The organism is Psychrobium sp. MM17-31, from assembly GCF_022347785.1.
Lineage (GTDB): Bacteria > Pseudomonadota > Gammaproteobacteria > Enterobacterales > Psychrobiaceae > Psychrobium.
In genome coordinates this window covers 577,997-594,491 of record NZ_JAKRGA010000003.1, presented here as the reverse complement: position 1 = coordinate 594,491, position 16,495 = coordinate 577,997, and the positions used below count along the sequence as shown (strand labels likewise).

General features: G+C 42.4%; 16 protein-coding genes. 15 read left to right on the top strand and 1 reads right to left on the bottom strand.

All coding sequences use genetic code 11. From position 1 onward, the window contains the following. Positions 1-13 precede the first annotated feature (13 nt). From infB to MHM98_RS11400, 14 genes are all read left to right on the top strand, one after another. Positions 14-2,680 carry a translation initiation factor IF-2 gene (gene infB / locus MHM98_RS11465; protein WP_239439408.1) on the top strand — a complete coding sequence of 889 codons (2,667 nt, stop codon included), beginning with the start codon at positions 14-16 and terminating at the stop codon, positions 2,678-2,680. A gap of 81 nt (positions 2,681-2,761) precedes the next feature. Further along, positions 2,762-3,154, top strand: coding sequence for a 30S ribosome-binding factor RbfA (rbfA, locus tag MHM98_RS11460; protein ID WP_239439407.1), 393 nt, complete (start codon positions 2,762-2,764; stop codon positions 3,152-3,154). After that, a complete protein-coding gene (gene truB, locus MHM98_RS11455; protein WP_239439406.1) occupies positions 3,154-4,095 on the top strand; it encodes a tRNA pseudouridine(55) synthase TruB in 942 nt (313 codons plus the stop codon). Before rbfA ends, truB begins: the two co-directional genes overlap by 1 nt. A gap of 139 nt (positions 4,096-4,234) precedes the next feature. Continuing rightward, a complete protein-coding gene (gene rpsO, locus MHM98_RS11450; RefSeq protein WP_239439405.1) occupies positions 4,235-4,504 on the top strand; it encodes a 30S ribosomal protein S15 in 270 nt (89 codons plus the stop codon). A gap of 245 nt (positions 4,505-4,749) precedes the next feature. Continuing rightward, positions 4,750-5,547: a hypothetical protein gene (locus tag MHM98_RS11445; RefSeq protein WP_239439404.1), complete on the top strand. Its 798-nt coding sequence runs from the start codon at positions 4,750-4,752 to the stop codon at positions 5,545-5,547. Between the two features lie 91 nt (positions 5,548-5,638). After that, positions 5,639-6,514 (top strand): transporter substrate-binding domain-containing protein, encoded by an 876-nt coding sequence (locus MHM98_RS11440; RefSeq protein ID WP_239439403.1) that lies wholly within the window; start codon positions 5,639-5,641, stop codon positions 6,512-6,514. 139 nt (positions 6,515-6,653) lie between these two features. Continuing rightward, the gene (gene pnp / locus MHM98_RS11435) at positions 6,654-8,759 is read left to right on the top strand and encodes a polyribonucleotide nucleotidyltransferase (RefSeq protein ID WP_239439402.1); all 2,106 of its coding nucleotides are present in this window, start codon (positions 6,654-6,656) and stop codon (positions 8,757-8,759) included. Between the two features lie 367 nt (positions 8,760-9,126). Next, positions 9,127-9,729: a hypothetical protein gene (locus MHM98_RS11430; RefSeq protein ID WP_239439401.1), complete on the top strand. Its 603-nt coding sequence runs from the start codon at positions 9,127-9,129 to the stop codon at positions 9,727-9,729. A 24-nt stretch (positions 9,730-9,753) separates the two neighbouring features. Further along, positions 9,754-10,170, top strand: a complete 417-nt coding sequence (locus tag MHM98_RS11425) for a VOC family protein (protein ID WP_239439400.1) — start codon at positions 9,754-9,756, stop codon at positions 10,168-10,170. A 134-nt stretch (positions 10,171-10,304) separates the two neighbouring features. After that, the gene (gene nlpI / locus MHM98_RS11420; protein ID WP_239439399.1) at positions 10,305-11,255 is read left to right on the top strand and encodes a lipoprotein NlpI; all 951 of its coding nucleotides are present in this window, start codon (positions 10,305-10,307) and stop codon (positions 11,253-11,255) included. A 5-nt stretch (positions 11,256-11,260) separates the two neighbouring features. Beyond that, on the top strand, positions 11,261-11,899 hold the full coding sequence (locus MHM98_RS11415; protein ID WP_239439398.1) for a LysE family translocator: 639 nt from the start codon (positions 11,261-11,263) through the stop codon (positions 11,897-11,899). A gap of 178 nt (positions 11,900-12,077) precedes the next feature. Next, positions 12,078-12,716, top strand: a complete 639-nt coding sequence (locus tag MHM98_RS11410) for a glutathione S-transferase family protein (protein ID WP_239439397.1) — start codon at positions 12,078-12,080, stop codon at positions 12,714-12,716. A 35-nt stretch (positions 12,717-12,751) separates the two neighbouring features. Beyond that, positions 12,752-13,621: a PhzF family phenazine biosynthesis protein gene (locus MHM98_RS11405; protein WP_239439396.1), complete on the top strand. Its 870-nt coding sequence runs from the start codon at positions 12,752-12,754 to the stop codon at positions 13,619-13,621. Positions 13,622-13,686: 65 nt separating this feature from the next. Further along, positions 13,687-14,949 carry a hypothetical protein gene (locus MHM98_RS11400; RefSeq protein WP_239439395.1) on the top strand — a complete coding sequence of 421 codons (1,263 nt, stop codon included), beginning with the start codon at positions 13,687-13,689 and terminating at the stop codon, positions 14,947-14,949. Between the two features lie 83 nt (positions 14,950-15,032). On the opposite strand, the gene MHM98_RS11395 is transcribed toward MHM98_RS11400, so the two are convergent. Then, on the bottom strand, positions 15,033-15,932 hold the full coding sequence (locus MHM98_RS11395) for a peptidylprolyl isomerase (protein ID WP_239439394.1): 900 nt from the start codon (positions 15,930-15,932) through the stop codon (positions 15,033-15,035). Positions 15,933-16,049: 117 nt separating this feature from the next. Between MHM98_RS11395 and MHM98_RS11390 the strand changes: the two genes are divergently transcribed. Continuing rightward, positions 16,050-16,490 (top strand): MazG nucleotide pyrophosphohydrolase domain-containing protein, encoded by a 441-nt coding sequence (locus tag MHM98_RS11390; protein WP_239439393.1) that lies wholly within the window; start codon positions 16,050-16,052, stop codon positions 16,488-16,490. Positions 16,491-16,495 lie beyond the last annotated feature (5 nt).

Below are 16,495 nucleotides of genomic sequence, written 5' to 3'. Positions count from 1 at the left end.
GGGAATTATTACTATGTCAGAATTAACAGTCAAAAGCTTGGCTAAAGAGATCGATGCACCGGTTGAGCGTGTTATCGAACAATTAGCTCAAGCTGGCTTTAAGAAAAGCCAAAATGACAATGTGTCATTACAAGAAAAACAAGCCTTACTTGAAATGCTTGCACAGCAGCACGGCGGCGAAGCGACACCAAAGAAAATGACGCTACAACGCAAAACTAAATCAACGCTAAAAGTTGGTTCAGGTGAAAAAGGTCGTACCGTTAACGTTGAAACGCGTAAAAAACGCACTTACGTTAAACGCGATCCAGCTGAATTAGCCGCAGCGGCGAAAGCGGAAGAAGAAGCGGCAGCGGCAGAAGCGGCTAAAGCTGAAGAAGAAGCGCGTATTGCTCGTGAAGCGGCTCAACAAAAAGCTGCTGAAGAAAAAGCGAAGTTAGAAGAAGCTAAGCGTCTTGAAAAAGAAGCGGCAGAAAAAGCGAAAGCAGAAGCACTTGCTAAAGCTGAAGCTGCGAAAGCTGAACTTGATCCTGAAGAAGCAGCTAAGGCTGAAGAAATCGCTAAAGAAGAAGAAGCGCTGAAACAACGTCAAGCTGAATTACTTGCGGCAAACGTTAAAGCAGCGGCCGAGCAAGAAGCTGCGGCAGCGAAAAAACTTGCTGAAGAAAACGCAGCGCGTTGGGCAGCAGAAGAAAAAGCGCGTAAAGAAGCTGAAAAGAACGCTGATTACCACACAACTTCTTCTGAGTACGCTCGTGAAGCGGAAGACAAGCAAGATCGTCAAGAAGAAACTCGTGGTCGTAAGAAGAAAGCGAAGAAAGGTAAGAAGGAATCTTCTAACCCATTTGCTAACAAAAACCGTGGTAAGAAAGGCACGCTTAGCGCACCAACGTCTATCAAACAAGGTTTTGATAAATCAGCGGTTGTTGCTAAATCTGATATCCGTCTAGGCGAAACTATTGCCGTTTCTGAGCTGGCGTCTAAGATGTCAGTTAAAGCGACTGAAGTTATCAAAAACTTAATGAAAATGGGCGTTATGGCGACCATTAACCAAGTACTTGATCAAGAAACGGCTGAGCTTGTTTGTGAAGAAATGGGCTACAAAGTAGTACTAGTTCGCGAAAACGAATTAGAGCACTCAGTACTATCTGAGCGCGGTGAGCAAGGTGAGCAGAAAACACGTGCTCCTGTTGTTACCATCATGGGTCACGTTGACCACGGTAAAACGTCACTACTTGATTACATCCGTAAAGCGAAAGTTGCTGCTGGCGAAGCCGGTGGTATTACGCAGCACATCGGTGCATACCACGTAGATGTTGATGGTTCAATGATCACCTTCTTAGATACTCCGGGACACGCCGCGTTTACCGCGATGCGTTCACGTGGTGCTAAAGCAACCGACGTTGTAATCATCGTAGTTGCGGCTGATGATGGTGTGATGCCACAAACTAAAGAAGCGATTGAGCATGCTAAAGCTGCTGGCGCTCCTATTATCATCGCTGTAAACAAGATGGATAAAGAAGGCGCAGATCCAGATCGCGTTAAGAACGAACTATCTGCATTAGACGTTATTCCAGAAGAGTGGGGCGGTGACGTTCAATTCTGTCACGTGTCTGCAAAAGCAGGTACAGGTATCGACGAGCTTCTAGAAGCTATCTTAATGCAAGCTGAGATCTTAGAGCTTAAAGCAACTGATCAAGGTCACGCTGCTGGTGTTGTAATCGAGTCTCGCCTAGATAAAGGTCGCGGTCCTGTTGCTACCGTTCTTGTACAAGAAGGTATGCTAAACCACGGTGACATCATTCTTTGTGGTCTTGAATATGGCCGTGTTCGTGCAATGCGTGATGAAAACGGTAAAGAAATCAAATCTGCTGGTCCATCTATCCCAGTAGAGATCCTAGGTCTATCAGCTGTGCCTAAAGCCGGTGATGAAGCAACTGTAGTATCTGACGAGCGTAAAGCGCGTGAAGTTGCACTTTACCGTCAAGGTAAGTTCCGCGATCTGAAACTAGCGCGTCAGCAAAAAGCTAAGTTAGAAAACATGTTCTCTAACATGACAGCGGGTGAGTTCTCAGAACTTAACGTTATTCTTAAGACTGACGTTGAAGGTTCACTAGCGGCCATCGCTGATTCACTAGAGAAGCTATCGACTGACGAAGTTAAAGTTAACATCATCAGTCGCGGCGTAGGTGGTATCACAGAAACTGATGCAACACTTGCTGCAGCGTCTAACGCTATCATGCTTGGCTTTAACGTACGTGCCGATGCAACTGCTCGTAAAGTTATCTCTAACGAAAACTTAGACATGCGCTACTACAGCGTAATTTACGACTTGATTAACGAAATCAAGGCGGCGATGAGCGGTCTATTAGCACCAGAATTCAAGCAAGAAATCATTGGTCTTGCAGAAGTTCGTGACGTGTTCCGTTCACCTAAGTTTGGCGCTATCGCTGGTTGTATGGTTACTGAAGGTACGGTTAAACGTACTAACCCAATCCGCGTTCTACGTGACAACGTTGTAATCTTCGAAGGTGAGTTAGAATCACTACGTCGCTTTAAAGATGACGTACAAGAAGTTCGCAACAACATGGAATGTGGTATCGGCGTTAAGAACTACAACGATGTTAAAGTTGGCGACCAAATCGAAGTATTTGAAGTAGTTGAAGTTAAACGTTCACTATAAGCGTTAATTAAACTAAATAATTGAGATGGGGGCGTATGCCCCCATCTGTGTTTCTTGTAAAGAGACACTGGAGGAGAAATTATGGCTAAAGAATTTAGTCGTGCGCGCCGAGTGGCGCAGCAAATTCAAAAAGAATTAGCACAAATCGTATCGCGTGAAGTTAAAGCTAACGAGCTTGGCATGATCACCCTAAACGAAGTTGATTTGTCATCTGACTTATCATACGCCAAGGTGTATTTCACAATTTTAAATGACGAAGGCGACAACATTAAAAATGCCGTTGCTAAGTTAAATGAACAAGCACCATTACTGCGCAGCATGATGGGCAGTGCGATGCGTTTACGTATTGTTCCTGATTTAAAATTCTACTACGACAAGTCATTAAGCGAAGGTATTCGCATGACAAGCCTAGTAAACCAAGCGGTACGTAAAGATCGCCAAAACAATCCAGATATCGATTCTGAGGAAGGCTAATGGCGCGCAAACGTAAGGGACGCCCGATTAATGGCGTGTTATTACTAGATAAAGCCACTGGCCATAGCTCTAACGATATGGTGCAAAAGGTTAAGCGTTTGTTTGGCGCGCAAAAAGCGGGTCATACTGGCGCGCTTGATCCTTTGGCCACTGGTATGCTGCCAATTTGTTTGGGGGAAGCGACTAAGTTTTCACAATACTTACTCGATTCAGACAAGCGTTATCGCGTGATTGCCAAGCTTGGCGAACGCACTGACACGTCAGATAGCGATGGCGAAGTAGTGGAAACGCGTCCGATTGAGTTTTCTCATGACACCTTGCTTGAGAAAATCGATTTCTTTCGCGGTAAAACCAAGCAAGTACCGTCGATGTTTTCAGCTTTAAAACATCAAGGCAAGCCGTTGTATCATTACGCGCGTCAGGGTATTACCGTTGAGCGTGAAGCCCGTGATATCGAGGTATTTGAGCTGCTGTTTATTCGTCACGAAGGTGATGAGTTAGAGCTTGAGCTGCACGTTTCTAAAGGGACGTACATTCGCACCATTATCGATGATTTAGGTGAAATGCTCGGTTGTGGCGCGCACATTACTATGTTGCGCCGTCTTGAGGTGGCCACTTATCCAACGGATAAGATGATTAGTCTTGATGACTTACAAGCGCTACATGACAAAGCTATCGCAGAAGAGGTGATGCCGTCGGTATATCTCGACGAGCTATTACTTGAGATGGATAGTCCAGTGGATAATTTCCCTGTTGCCACCATCACCGAAGATGACTATCGCTTAGCGTCACACGGTAATCCGGTGAAAGTCGATGGTTTTAATGAAGGCGAATTAGTGCGCATTAAAGTCGGTACTGAGCAGCGTTTTATCGGTGTAGGAATTATCGATAGTCAGGGACGCGTACAGCCCAAACGCATGGTCGTTGAATCACAAGCGTGATTTAAACCACGCGATAAAAACCTTGCGGTAATAATCACTTGTATATCTTAGCGATACTGGTATTATACCGCGCTCGATGTGTAGCTGAATTAGTGATCGGCTACATGAAGTTAAACCTTATAAACATTTGGAGTTTATTATGTCACTAAGCGCAGCGCAAACAGCTGAAATCATCAAAGAATTCGGCCGCACTGAAAACGATACTGGTTCTTCTGAAGTACAAATTGCTTTGTTAACAGCACAAATCAATCACCTACAAGGTCACTTCAAGAAGCACATCCACGATCACCACTCACGTCGTGGTCTATTACGCATGGTTTCTAGCCGTCGTAAATTACTTGACTACTTAAAGCGTAAAGACGTTACTAAGTACCAAGCAACTATCGAAAAATTAGGTCTACGTCGTTAATCGACCGCCATCTATTTTTTAAAAAGGAGCCGCAAGGCTCCTTTTTTTATGTTCAGGACGAACGGTATCGAGCGGAGCCAAGGATGGCGTTGAGCCGATGTTCAGGATGAACGGTATCGGGCGATTCTTGGATCGCAATGAGCCGATGTATGTCTGAGCATCAGTATTTAGTTACAAATTGGTGAAGTACATTGAAAATTCCCGTCTACACTTAGTCTACTTTTTAGCACGTGTAGGATTTAGGGATGCCTTGTAACTATTCAACCATTGGTTTGTCAGCAGAATCGAGTGAAGAAATTGATGCTTTAATGGAAAGTGTCTATCAGCAAGCTCAAACCATTGAATGTAATAAAGTCAGTTACCGTAAATGGCACGCTAATGGCGCAGAAGTTTGGTTACACATAGGTGATAACGGTGAAATAAAAGGAATGACGCCGTCTTTTTTTGGTAAGTCCAAAGTCGATGTCGGAATTACTGGCTTGGTTGCTGGTGATAGTAATAGTGAGTTTGAAGTATCGCTACATTGCTGGGCCGAACCAAATTCAAATGCCGATCATGGTGCTTATCCTTTCATCTTCGAACTCGTTAACAAAGCACAGTATCGCAATCTCGAGTTCCCGTTTTTCACTACCGCAACGATATCTGCGTTTGCTCACCATATTGAAGTGTATCAGGACGAGCGAGATTTCGAGCAAAGTCAAATTCAAAATATTCCCTTTGCTGCTAAATCATTTATACCATCCGGTTTGTTTATGGGGGAAGATCAGGGCATACCACCGCTTGCTGTCGCTACATTTTCGGGAGAAGTCATCGAGCATCAGGTGATCACTAACGAATTATCTGGCAAATCATTCCAATGGATTTTAGTTGATACACTCGGCGGTATTTTTGATGTGGTTGCTGATGAAGAGCTCATTTCAAGAGATATTGAGGTTGGCAATATAATATCTGGAACCTTCGGCCTTATTGGTCAAATAGCGCTTGAACCACAACAACGACCCTCACTAAAAAAAGGATTTTTAAGTCGACTATTTAATCGCTAAACTCAACACATTGAATAATGCTTTTAGAATTCAGTTTTATGAATTGTTGAATTAATACCTAAGGTCACTTTTAAGTTATTAACGCTGTGATATGATAATTTTATCGAATCACCTACTTTTCAATGATATGGATATCTCCAGTTCTTCTCGCCTAGTATTGATTATTTTTCTGCTTGCTTCGCTACAGTCGGTATTGGCTAAAGATGTGGTGCGTTTCAATAAAGGAACTAATACCAAAAATCAAACCGCAGATAAACTAATTGAGAGTCGCTATCCGCTCCGATTACTTGAAATTGCATTGCAGCAAACCGAGCAAGAGTTTGGTGATTATAAGCTGGTTCCCTCGGTTGCTGGATATCAACGATTTCGAGCCATGAATTTTATGGACAAGGGGCAAAAAATCGATGTGATGTGGGGAAAAGAGAGCGGCTTTTCAAAGACTAAATTGGTGGCGATAAAAATACCCATTTATCGCAAGTCTGCTAATTATCGTTTGTTTGTGATTCGTAAGGCTGATGTCTCTAAGTTCGCGAAAATTAGTACGGAAAAGCAACTAAAGGCGATGCGGCTTGGAACTACTCGTCATAGTCCACTTGGGAAAGAGTTGAAAAAGTTAGACTACACCGTAGTAAATACGGCGCAGTCGACGCAACATTTACGAAAAATGCTTAAACACAACAGGTTTGATTATTTCTCTATTCCTGTCAGTGCAGCCAAGGAAGTTACGCAGTCAAATCCTGAATTAATGGTGGTTGAGCATCTGGCATGGCAGTGGTCGCAAACCAAGTACTTTTTTGTCCATCCTGATAATCAACGTTTACGAGACCGAATTACGCTTGGCTTGCAAAAAGCAGAGCAGACGGGAGTATTTCAAACCTTCTTTAATAATCACCCCGCAACCGCAGAATATCGCTTAGATAACGATAACAAGCAGCGCCACATTATTAAGCTAGATATTAATTTATAGCCGTGAGTCCTTGCTGCTTACACGCGGAGATTATGAATTTTTTGCAACAAAGCTAATCGCTGCTTTGCTTTCCCAATCAAGCCCCGTATACTATGCCCAGAAATTTAAAGACGACTAAAAGATAAAGGAAATTCAATCAGTGAATCCTACAATTAAAACTTTTAAATATGGTCAACACAATGTGACCATTGAAACTGGCGCTATCGCGCGTCAAGCGGACGGTGCAGTATTAGTAAACATGGACGACACTGTCGTTATGGTTACCTGTGTTGCGAAGAAAAAAGCTGAAGAAGGCCGTGACTTTTTCCCGCTTACAGTTAACTACCAAGAGCGTACTTACGCTGCTGGTAAAATCCCTGGTGGTTTCTTCAAGCGCGAAGGCCGTCCAAGCGAAAACGAAACATTAACAGCACGTTTAATCGATCGTCCAATCCGCCCACTTTTCCCTGAAGGTTTCGTTAACGAAGTGCAAATTATTGCTACTGTAGTTTCTGTAAACCCAGAAGTTAACCCAGACATCGTTGCGATGATCGGTACTTCTGCTGCTATCTCACTAGCTGGTTGTCCGTTCAACGGTCCAATCGGTTGTGCGCGCGTTGGTTACATCGACGGTCAATACGTACTTAACCCAACAACAACTGAACTAACAACGAGTCAGTTAGACCTTGTTGTTTCTGGTACAGACAACGCTGTACTAATGGTTGAATCAGAAGCTGAAATGCTATCTGAAGAAGTCATGCTAGGCGCTGTTACTTTCGGTCACGACGCACAACAAGTTGTTATCGAAGCAATCAAAGAATTAAAAGCTGAAGCTGGCAAGCCTGCATGGGATTGGACAGCACCAGTAACTGACGAAGAGTTACTAGGTAAAATTAAAGCATTATCTGAAGAGCGTTACGTTGCTGCGTACCAAGTATCAGACAAGATGGAGCGTAAAGCGCAAATCGATGTGATCACCGCTGACGTTATTGACGCACTAGTTGCTGAAAACGCTGAAGTAAACACTAAGCTTGTTGCTGAAATGGCGCACGACGTAGAAAAAGAAGTTGTACGTTCACGCATTATCTCTGGCCAGCCACGTATCGATGGTCGCGATCCAGAAATGATTCGCGCACTAGACGTAATGACTGGTGTTCTTCCACGTACTCACGGTTCAGCCGTATTTACACGTGGTGAGACTCAAGCATTAGTAACAGCGACACTAGGTACAGAGCGCGACGCACAACGCATCGACAGCCTAACTGGTGAAATCACTGATACGTTCATGATGCACTACAACTTCCCACCATCATGTGTTGGTGAGACAGGTATGGTTGGTTCACCTAAGCGTCGCGAAATCGGTCACGGCCGTTTAGCTAAGCGTGGTGTTCTAGCAGTTATGCCAACTAAAGAAGAATTCCCATACGCAGTACGTGTTGTATCTGAAATCACTGAATCTAACGGTTCAAGCTCGATGGCTTCTGTATGTGGTACGTCTCTAGCACTTATGGATGCTGGTGTTCCAATTAAAGCGTCTGTTGCTGGTATCGCAATGGGTCTTGTAAAAGAAGGCGACGACTTTGTTGTTCTTTCTGACATTTTAGGCGACGAAGATCACCTAGGTGACATGGACTTTAAAGTAGCGGGTTCTACCGAAGGTATTACTGCACTACAAATGGATATCAAAATCGAAGGTATCACTAAGAACATCATGGATATCGCGTTAAACCAAGCGAAAGCTGCGCGTTTACACATTCTAAACGTGATGGACGAAGCGATTTCTGGCGCACGTGAAGACGTATCTGAGTTTGCACCACGCATCACTACGATGAAGGTTCCAACTGACAAGATCCGTGACATCATCGGTAAAGGCGGCGCAACTATCCGTCAACTTACTGAAGAAACTGGCTGTGTTATCGAAATTGAAGACGACGGTACAGTTAAGATTGCTTCTACAGACAGCGCTAAGTCTAAAGACGCTATCTCACGCATCGAAGCAATCACTGCTGAAGTTGAAGTGGGCAAAATCTACCACGGCGCAGTTAAGCGCATCGTAGACTTTGGTGCTTTCGTTGAAGTATTACCAGGTAAAGATGGCCTAGTACACATTTCTCAAATCACTGAAGAGCGTGTTGAGAAAGTAACTGACTTCCTAAAAGAAGGTCAAATGGTAGACGTGAAGGTTCTAGAAATCGACCGTCAAGGCCGTGTACGTTTAAGCATGAAAGATGCTAAGCCAGCTGAAGAAGCTCCAGCTGCTGAATAATTAACGTAAGTTAATACTTAAAATAAAAAGCCCGCGCAATGAAAGTTGCGCGGGCTTTTTTGATCTTGTGAATAAGAAGGATCTATTCATGTACTCGCAATCGCCAAGGCCGTGTACGACTGCGTTTAAAGCCAAGGCATGAAAGATGCTAAGCCTGCTGCCGAAGCACCAGCTGCTGAGTAATTAAGTACGTTAACGCAAGTTAATACTTAAAATAAAAGCCCGCACAATGAAAGTTGCGCGGGCTTTTTTACGTCAAGTTGCTTGCATATATATCTATTAACTATTAATTTAACGTCACTTTTTGAGCGGAGTTATCATTAACTCGCAACAGCAATCAACAATTAAAATAAAAAGGGATTGTATTGTGACTGAGAAAAAAGCAGTTTTTAGCGCAGATAGACTAAATTTAATCATCGCCTTGTGTGCGATTTTTATCTCTCTCGCTTCGTTTTATGCCACATATTTACAAGCTAGTGCAGCTGAAAAGCAGGTAAAGGCCATGACGCTTCCGCTTATGGTATTTGAGCATGGTAATTACAACTCGAATACAAAAACCAAAGTAATAAATTTTTCAATGGGCAACTCCGGCTCAGGAGCAGCAATCATTCACAATACTAGCTTGATGTATCAAGATAATCGCTATAACAATATTGGTGACTTTCTAAATGCATGTTGTTCTTCTGAATATAAACAATATCGAGAGTTCTTTGCGAAAGATAAGAAATTGACCCTAGAGGATGGCGGTTTTGTAACTAAAGAAATAAATGGCGTTGTGCTACCAGCACAATCGGATCGTAATTTCTTTACCTTATTTGAACATCCCAATAGTCAGGCGTTATGGAAAAAAATCAATAACGAGCGCTGGAAGCTAGATGTTGAATTTTGTTATTGCACCTTGTTAGATGACTGTTTTGTTTCGACGGGAAATGGCATCGCAACATCAGTTAAAAGTTGTCCAGTTAAGTAGAGCCCTTATACCAAAAGAGAACAGATGAAACAAAGCATTGTTCATATTGCGTTAGTGGTCAAAGATTACGATGAAGCAATAGACTTTTACGTCAACAAACTTAAATTTGAGTTAATTGAAGATTCCTATCAGCCAGAGCAAGACAAACGTTGGGTTGTAGTATCGCCACCGAATTCAAATGGAGTGACCTTATTACTAGCGCGTGCTTCAAATCAAGAGCAAGAGAACTTTATTGGCAACCAAAGCGGCGGACGAGTCTTTTTATTTTTGAGCACTGATGATTTCTGGCGAGATTACAACCGTATGATTGCATTAGGCATCAATTTTGTACGCGAACCAAAAGAGCAAGACTATGGAACAGTTGCCGTTTTCGAAGATTTGTACGGCAACTTGTGGGACTTATTAGAGCTTAATGACGATCACCCAATGGCCAAGCGCTAGTCAGCTGATGAAGAAAGTTAGTCATAAATCCATTGAAATATCGTGAGTTTTTACACTATCTGACAATTCTCCATTAGCCTTACCCAGAGGGCTATGGCATAGTAGAGCGATATTTTGTTCTGGGATTTTTCACCATGTTTTCTCGTTTTTCTAAATCCATTATCGTCATTGCCTTATTTGGGCTGGCTGGTTGTCAGTCGACATCGTCATCAAAGCCTACAACTGCCTCACCGCAAACTAATAGTCCATTCGGGCAACTCATTATTAGCGAACCACTGGCTGTTGATTTTAAAAAGGAAGTTGCACTCGCACGTATTTCTGATTTTCTAACCAAAGAAGACATCTCAAACGAACAACGTGCAAAGGCGTTTTATGATCGGGGATTACTCTACGATAGCTTTGGCCTGCCGAGTTTAGCGCGTATTGATTACAACCGCGCTCTGCGTGTGAATCCACAAATGGCTGAGGCCTATAATCACGTTGGCATTCATTTTACCTTGGTAGGGCAGTTTGATAAGGCGTATGAAGCTTTTGATGCCACCATTGAGTTAGCACCAGAGCATCAATACGTTTATTTAAATCGTGGTATTTCACAATATTACGGTGGCCGCGAGAAATTGGCAGTGAGAGATTTAACCAAGTTCCATAATTTTGATGTTACCGATCCTTATCGTGCCATTTGGCGCTACCTTGCAGAGCATAAAATCGATAAGGCGCAGGCGTTAAAAAACTTGCGTCAAAACCGTGAAAAAATAGCAGCTGATGCATGGGGACGACAAATCGTAGATTTATTTCTAATGAACATGTCGCAAGCTCAATTCATCAATGGCTTAACGCAAAATATTGAGAGTCCAAATCACATGGCAGAGCGTCTATGTGAAGCCTATTTCTATTTGGGGATTTTTGCCCGAATGTACAATCAACCAGAGCTCGCACTGAATTACTTTAAGCTAGCACTGGCAACTAACGTTTATGAATTTGTCGAGCACCGTTACGCCCGTCGTGAATTGTTGGAAACGCGTTTACAAATTCACAAACAAAAACAAGTTGCTCACGAGCAAAAATTAGCAGCAGGTAGTAAGTAAGCTTTATGTTTGATGCAGTATTTTTCAGCCAGTTTTTCATTCTGGCTGCCGCCCACTTTTTTGCCGTTGCCAGCCCAGGCCCTGACTTGGCCATTGTGGTTAAACAAAGTATTCGCTACGGTAAACGCAATGCCATTATCACCAGTATTGGCATCGGCAGCGCAATCTTAGTTCACGTTGGCTACAGCGCAGTCGGTATTGGGATTCTTATTAAAAACTCACCGCTGTTATTCGATATTCTCAAGTACGCCTGTGCCGCTTATCTAGCCTATATTGGTTATAAATCATTGCGCGTAAAACCGAGCGCGCCGGAGCAGTTTAATCAAAAAGAGCGGGAAGATATTCAAACTGGCGCAGCAGCATTTCGCTTAGGTTTTATCACCAACGTACTTAACCCTAAAGCAACGTTGTTTTTTCTGTCGATTTTCTCAGTAATCGTGTCCCACGAAACACCAAACTTATGGCTTGGTACTTATGCGATTTACTTATCACTCGCTACAATGACTTGGTTTTGTTTCGTGTCTTTGGTGCTCAGTAAAGAGAAAGTACGCAATAAATTCTTAACCATGGGCCATTACTTTGATTGGTTAATGGGTGTGATATTGATTGGTCTGGCGGTGAAGGTGGCGTTTAGTTCGTTGTAATCTCACCTTAAATCACTTCTTTTTCGTTTCTTATGTTATACATCACATCGCTTTGTGGTGTATGACGTATTTCATTATTTTCGAGTAGTTTAGGAGAGCTTCCTTTGGTGGATATTTAGGCTAAACTTCGGCATTATGTGTCAGTTTTTTAAAGCGTGTGAAATAAAAGGACTGCACCTTGTATCAACTCTATTACTACCCCCTTAACGCCAGTATGGCACCGCATTTTATCCTTGAAGAATTAAACGTCGAATTCGAATTGATAAAAGTTGATCGCAAAGAAAATGCGCAAAAGTCAAAAGAGTACTTAGCCTTAAACCCTGTAGGGAGAATTCCAACGTTAGTTGATAATGGCGCTGCTATTTTTGAAAGCCCTGCTATTTGTATTCATTTGGCGGAAAGTAACCAAACTGCCAATCTAATTCCCGCAATCGGTTCGCCTGACAGAGCGTTATTTTTCCAGTGGCTGATGTATCTTACTAATACCATTCAAGCGGAATTGATGATCTATTTTTATCCTGATAGGCACACATCGGCAGAAGGGGATAAAAAGAGTATCGTTGATGCGCAAGAAGTTCGAATCACTGAGATGTTTGCACTGCTTGATAAAGAATTGACCGACAGAGACTACTTGGTTGGTGACTCAGTGACTGCCTGTGATTTCTTCTTGTTTATGTTAGCGGTATGGGCAGATGAGTTTAAACAGCCACCACTGGCATTTGACAATTTAGCGCGTTATCTAAAGCGATTAGCAAAACGTGAGTCTGTGATTCGAGTTTGTGAGAAAGAAGGACTGAGCCTCGCAGATTACGAGTAATTACCTATGAACGACGCGCAAGAGATAAAACAATAATGAGAAATATTACAGCCCATTTAGTTAATTCATTTACCAAAAATGGTGCTGGTGGCAATCCCGCTGGTGTGGTGTTAAATGCTGATAACCTGTCAAATGATGAAAAGTTAGCTATTGCAAAAATCGTCGGTTTTTCTGAAACCGCTTTTGTTTCGCAAGATGAGGAGGTTGACTTTGCCGTATCCTTTTTCACGATGACAGACGAAGTAGACTTTTGTGGTCATGCAACCTTAGCCGCATTTGCTACTTTATACAATGAAGGCATAGTGCAAGCGGGACAATATACCCAACGGACCAAAGCTGGCTTATTAGCTGTGACCATCGCAGTGGATGGTAAAATAACTATGGAGCAGGCGCTGCCACAGTATCTTGGTGAACTAAGCTATCAATCAGTGGCACCATTAATCGGTGTGGATGCAGCACGGCTGGAATCAACACAATTATCCATCGAGATTATATCTACCGGATTGCCGGATATTATCGTCGCCGTGCCAAATGGTACGCTAGATAAATTAGTACTCAATGAATCCTTAACCAGAGAGTTTTGTAGACAACACAACGTGGTTGGTATTCATGCTTTCGAATTGCCACAACAATCAGGTGAAGTCACCGCGAATTGTCGCAACTTCGCACCGTTATTTGGTATTGCTGAAGAATCGGCAACCGGTAGTGCTAGCGGTGCATTAGCCTGTTACTTAACGAAGCACATTCACAATAATCGCGCCGGCGATTTTGTATTCGAGCAGGGCAGAGCTATGGGCTGCACTTCACGCATAACCGCATCAATTGAATCTAATGAACAAAACATTACAAAAGTGTTGGTTGGTGGATATGCGCAATTAATAAAGTTGCAAGAAATCTCACTATAGCCAACCATTATAGTTTGTATGGAGCGCAAAGGTTGAAGCACATATTTAGTAAAAGGGAGTTTTAGTTGAAATTAGTATATTTAGGTATTGGTTCGGCGTTGATTATCGCTATTGGCGGTCACTTTGCCCTTCGAGATGAACCATTAAACCCCGCTGTAAAAGTCTGGTTAGACAACCCCTTACCGCAACTTGATATGCAACAAAGTGTATTGCCTGATTTGATGGCGATGACGGCTGAGGGAGTGGAAGAGCGAGATAAGGCTGTGCTTGAATTGGTAAATGATGCAGAAAAAGCACCCATGCTTAGATTCCATATTATCGATTGGCCAAGGATTGATGAACTAGATAACTACGTTGATAAAAAGTGGATTTGCTCGTTAGATGTCGAACGCTGTATGGAGTTTTATCAGACCGTACATAAAAAATTTACCTATCAGCTAAGACAGTTACAATATCTGACATTTGACTACCTAGATATGGCTGAAAGAACAAATTTTTACACGCCAATTTCAACTTTTGTCAATATAGAGTCTGAGCCCTTACGCGTTCTCAATCGGTTAATTGGTTATGAAATTCTTTATGATTTCATGGAGGGAAAAGTACAGGATGCTCATTACAAATTAGCCATGCTAGTGAAGCTTGACAGAAAGATTATTACACAAAGTCAATTCATTCTATGGCGAAGGCGAAGTGAGGATAATATCCATGAAATCTATTTGCCCCTAATCAAGTATCTCGCAGTTCATGAACATCAAGAATTGCCGAAAGTTAGGGCCTTATTTTCTTTTCTAAATGCAAGTGAGTTAAATCAAAATCACCATTATCGACGCAGCTTTGAGGATCACGTTAAAAACTTGGAGTATTACGTTGGTGAACCAGTAAATTCCTCCCCCCTAACAAATTACAGTACTCATTTTATGTACAAACAAAATGAAACACTTAATAGGATTTATCAGGTTTACAGTGACCGGATGGTGCCAGCAGGTATAAGTAAAAAGGAATATGCCGCTTTTGCAGAAGAAACAAGAGAGTTTTGGCATTCGAACCCAACAGAAAACTATTGGGTAAGTCTATTAAAAAATGTTAGAAACCTTCATGGATTCAGTACGATTAATAAAGCGGAGCTTGAATATACTGCCAACTTAGGGACGACTATGGATTTGGATGTGAAATACGCTTTGTTAAGGCATCGTATCGATAAATTGATAGCAGAAACTAACGATGAAGAGTTTGACGACACATTGTATGCTCATCCTTACGATGGTAGCCCTATTTACAGAGCTGAAGACGTTTATTGTTTAAAAATGCAAACTGAAGCTTGTATCTAGAACAGAGATTTTGATGAATTCCGACACACAACCAAGCGACAAAGGATGACACAATCCTTTATCGTTTGGTTTTATCAATTTCATTACTTTTCTTTCACCGGCACAGTCACACCACAAATATCTACATAATTCGGGCGCTCGATGAAAAATTCATTGGGGCGGTTCATGCGTGATGCGATTAAGTCCTTAAAGCTTTGCGAAGCGGTATCCATTTTTAGTAACGGTGTACGCTTATCAGCGGGTAGCTCGCTCGCAAGCGTGATGGTTTTTATTGGGTTATCAAGCTGGCCTGTTTTGGTGTCGGTGACTGGGCGACGTTTTAGCGTATTGATGTGTTCAATGCCTTTGCGTACTTGACCAAAAACAGTTAAGTTTTTATCGAGATAGCGCGGGGCTTGGCCGATGACAATATAAAATTCGGTGCCGCCGCTGTGGGGATCGTTACTACGCGCCATGGCAAAAGCACCGGGACAATGCGTTTGCCAATATTGATTACTGGCTTTATCAGCGCCAATGGCAAAGCCATTAATAAAACCAACGTCTTTTGCGTAACCATCACCTGATACGAGGTAAGTAACATCAAGCGCTTTACTGGCCTGATGAATTCGCTCGGATTTTATAGTGGCTTGAGCCTTTTTCACTTTGCGCTTTTCTAGCATATCGCCACCTTGGGCAACAAAGTTTTCGACAAAGCGGTAAAAATTCAATCCTTTATAAAAGTCTTCCTTGGCGAGTTTACGAAACTGTTCGCTATGGTTTGGTGCTAAAAGTGGGTTAAGCTCAACTATTACACGTCCGCTTTCTAATTCGATATAAAGGGTGTTATTTGGATCGATTTCTTGCCAGTGGTTTGCTGGCGCTTGTTTTACAATTTCGCCAGGGCTAAGGCTTTTTCCATTGTCTTTAGCGAATGTCGGTGCTGCTAGTAATGCACTGCATAGCAGGCTGGTAGTGAGCATGTGTTTTTTGATTGTTGTTTTCATGCGATTTTCTTCTTTTAATTTTATTAATCCGTTTTAAATAGTACTTAAATCGTTGTCGAGGCTTTGATTAATTGGGTAAAATCAGCCCATAGATTAACTAATCTCGACAATAAATCAATGAGTGATAAACAAAACTCGACTATTGACATCAATGAGTTACTTCGTGCATTAGCCATTCAAAAGAAAGTGGCTCAAGCTGGTTTTGATTGGCCTAGCTGGCACGGCGCGTTAGAAAAGGTGCGGGAAGAAGTCGATGAGGTAGAGCAAGAGTTAGCCAAATGCGTGCATGAGCCGGACAAGATTAATGAAGAGCTCGGCGATTTGTTATTTGCTGTGATTAATGTGGTGCGGCATCAAGGAGCTTGCCCTAATGAACTACTTAAAGCGGCCACGGATAAATTTGAAGGTCGTTATAGTGATGTCGAGGCGTATATCACATCAATTGGTTTAACTATGGAAGCGGCTAGTGATGAACAAATGGAAGCGGGTTGGCAATATGCAAAACAGCGCGCCAAATTAAAAGCCATTAGTAATCCTAAGCAAAATAAAGCTCACTAAAAAAT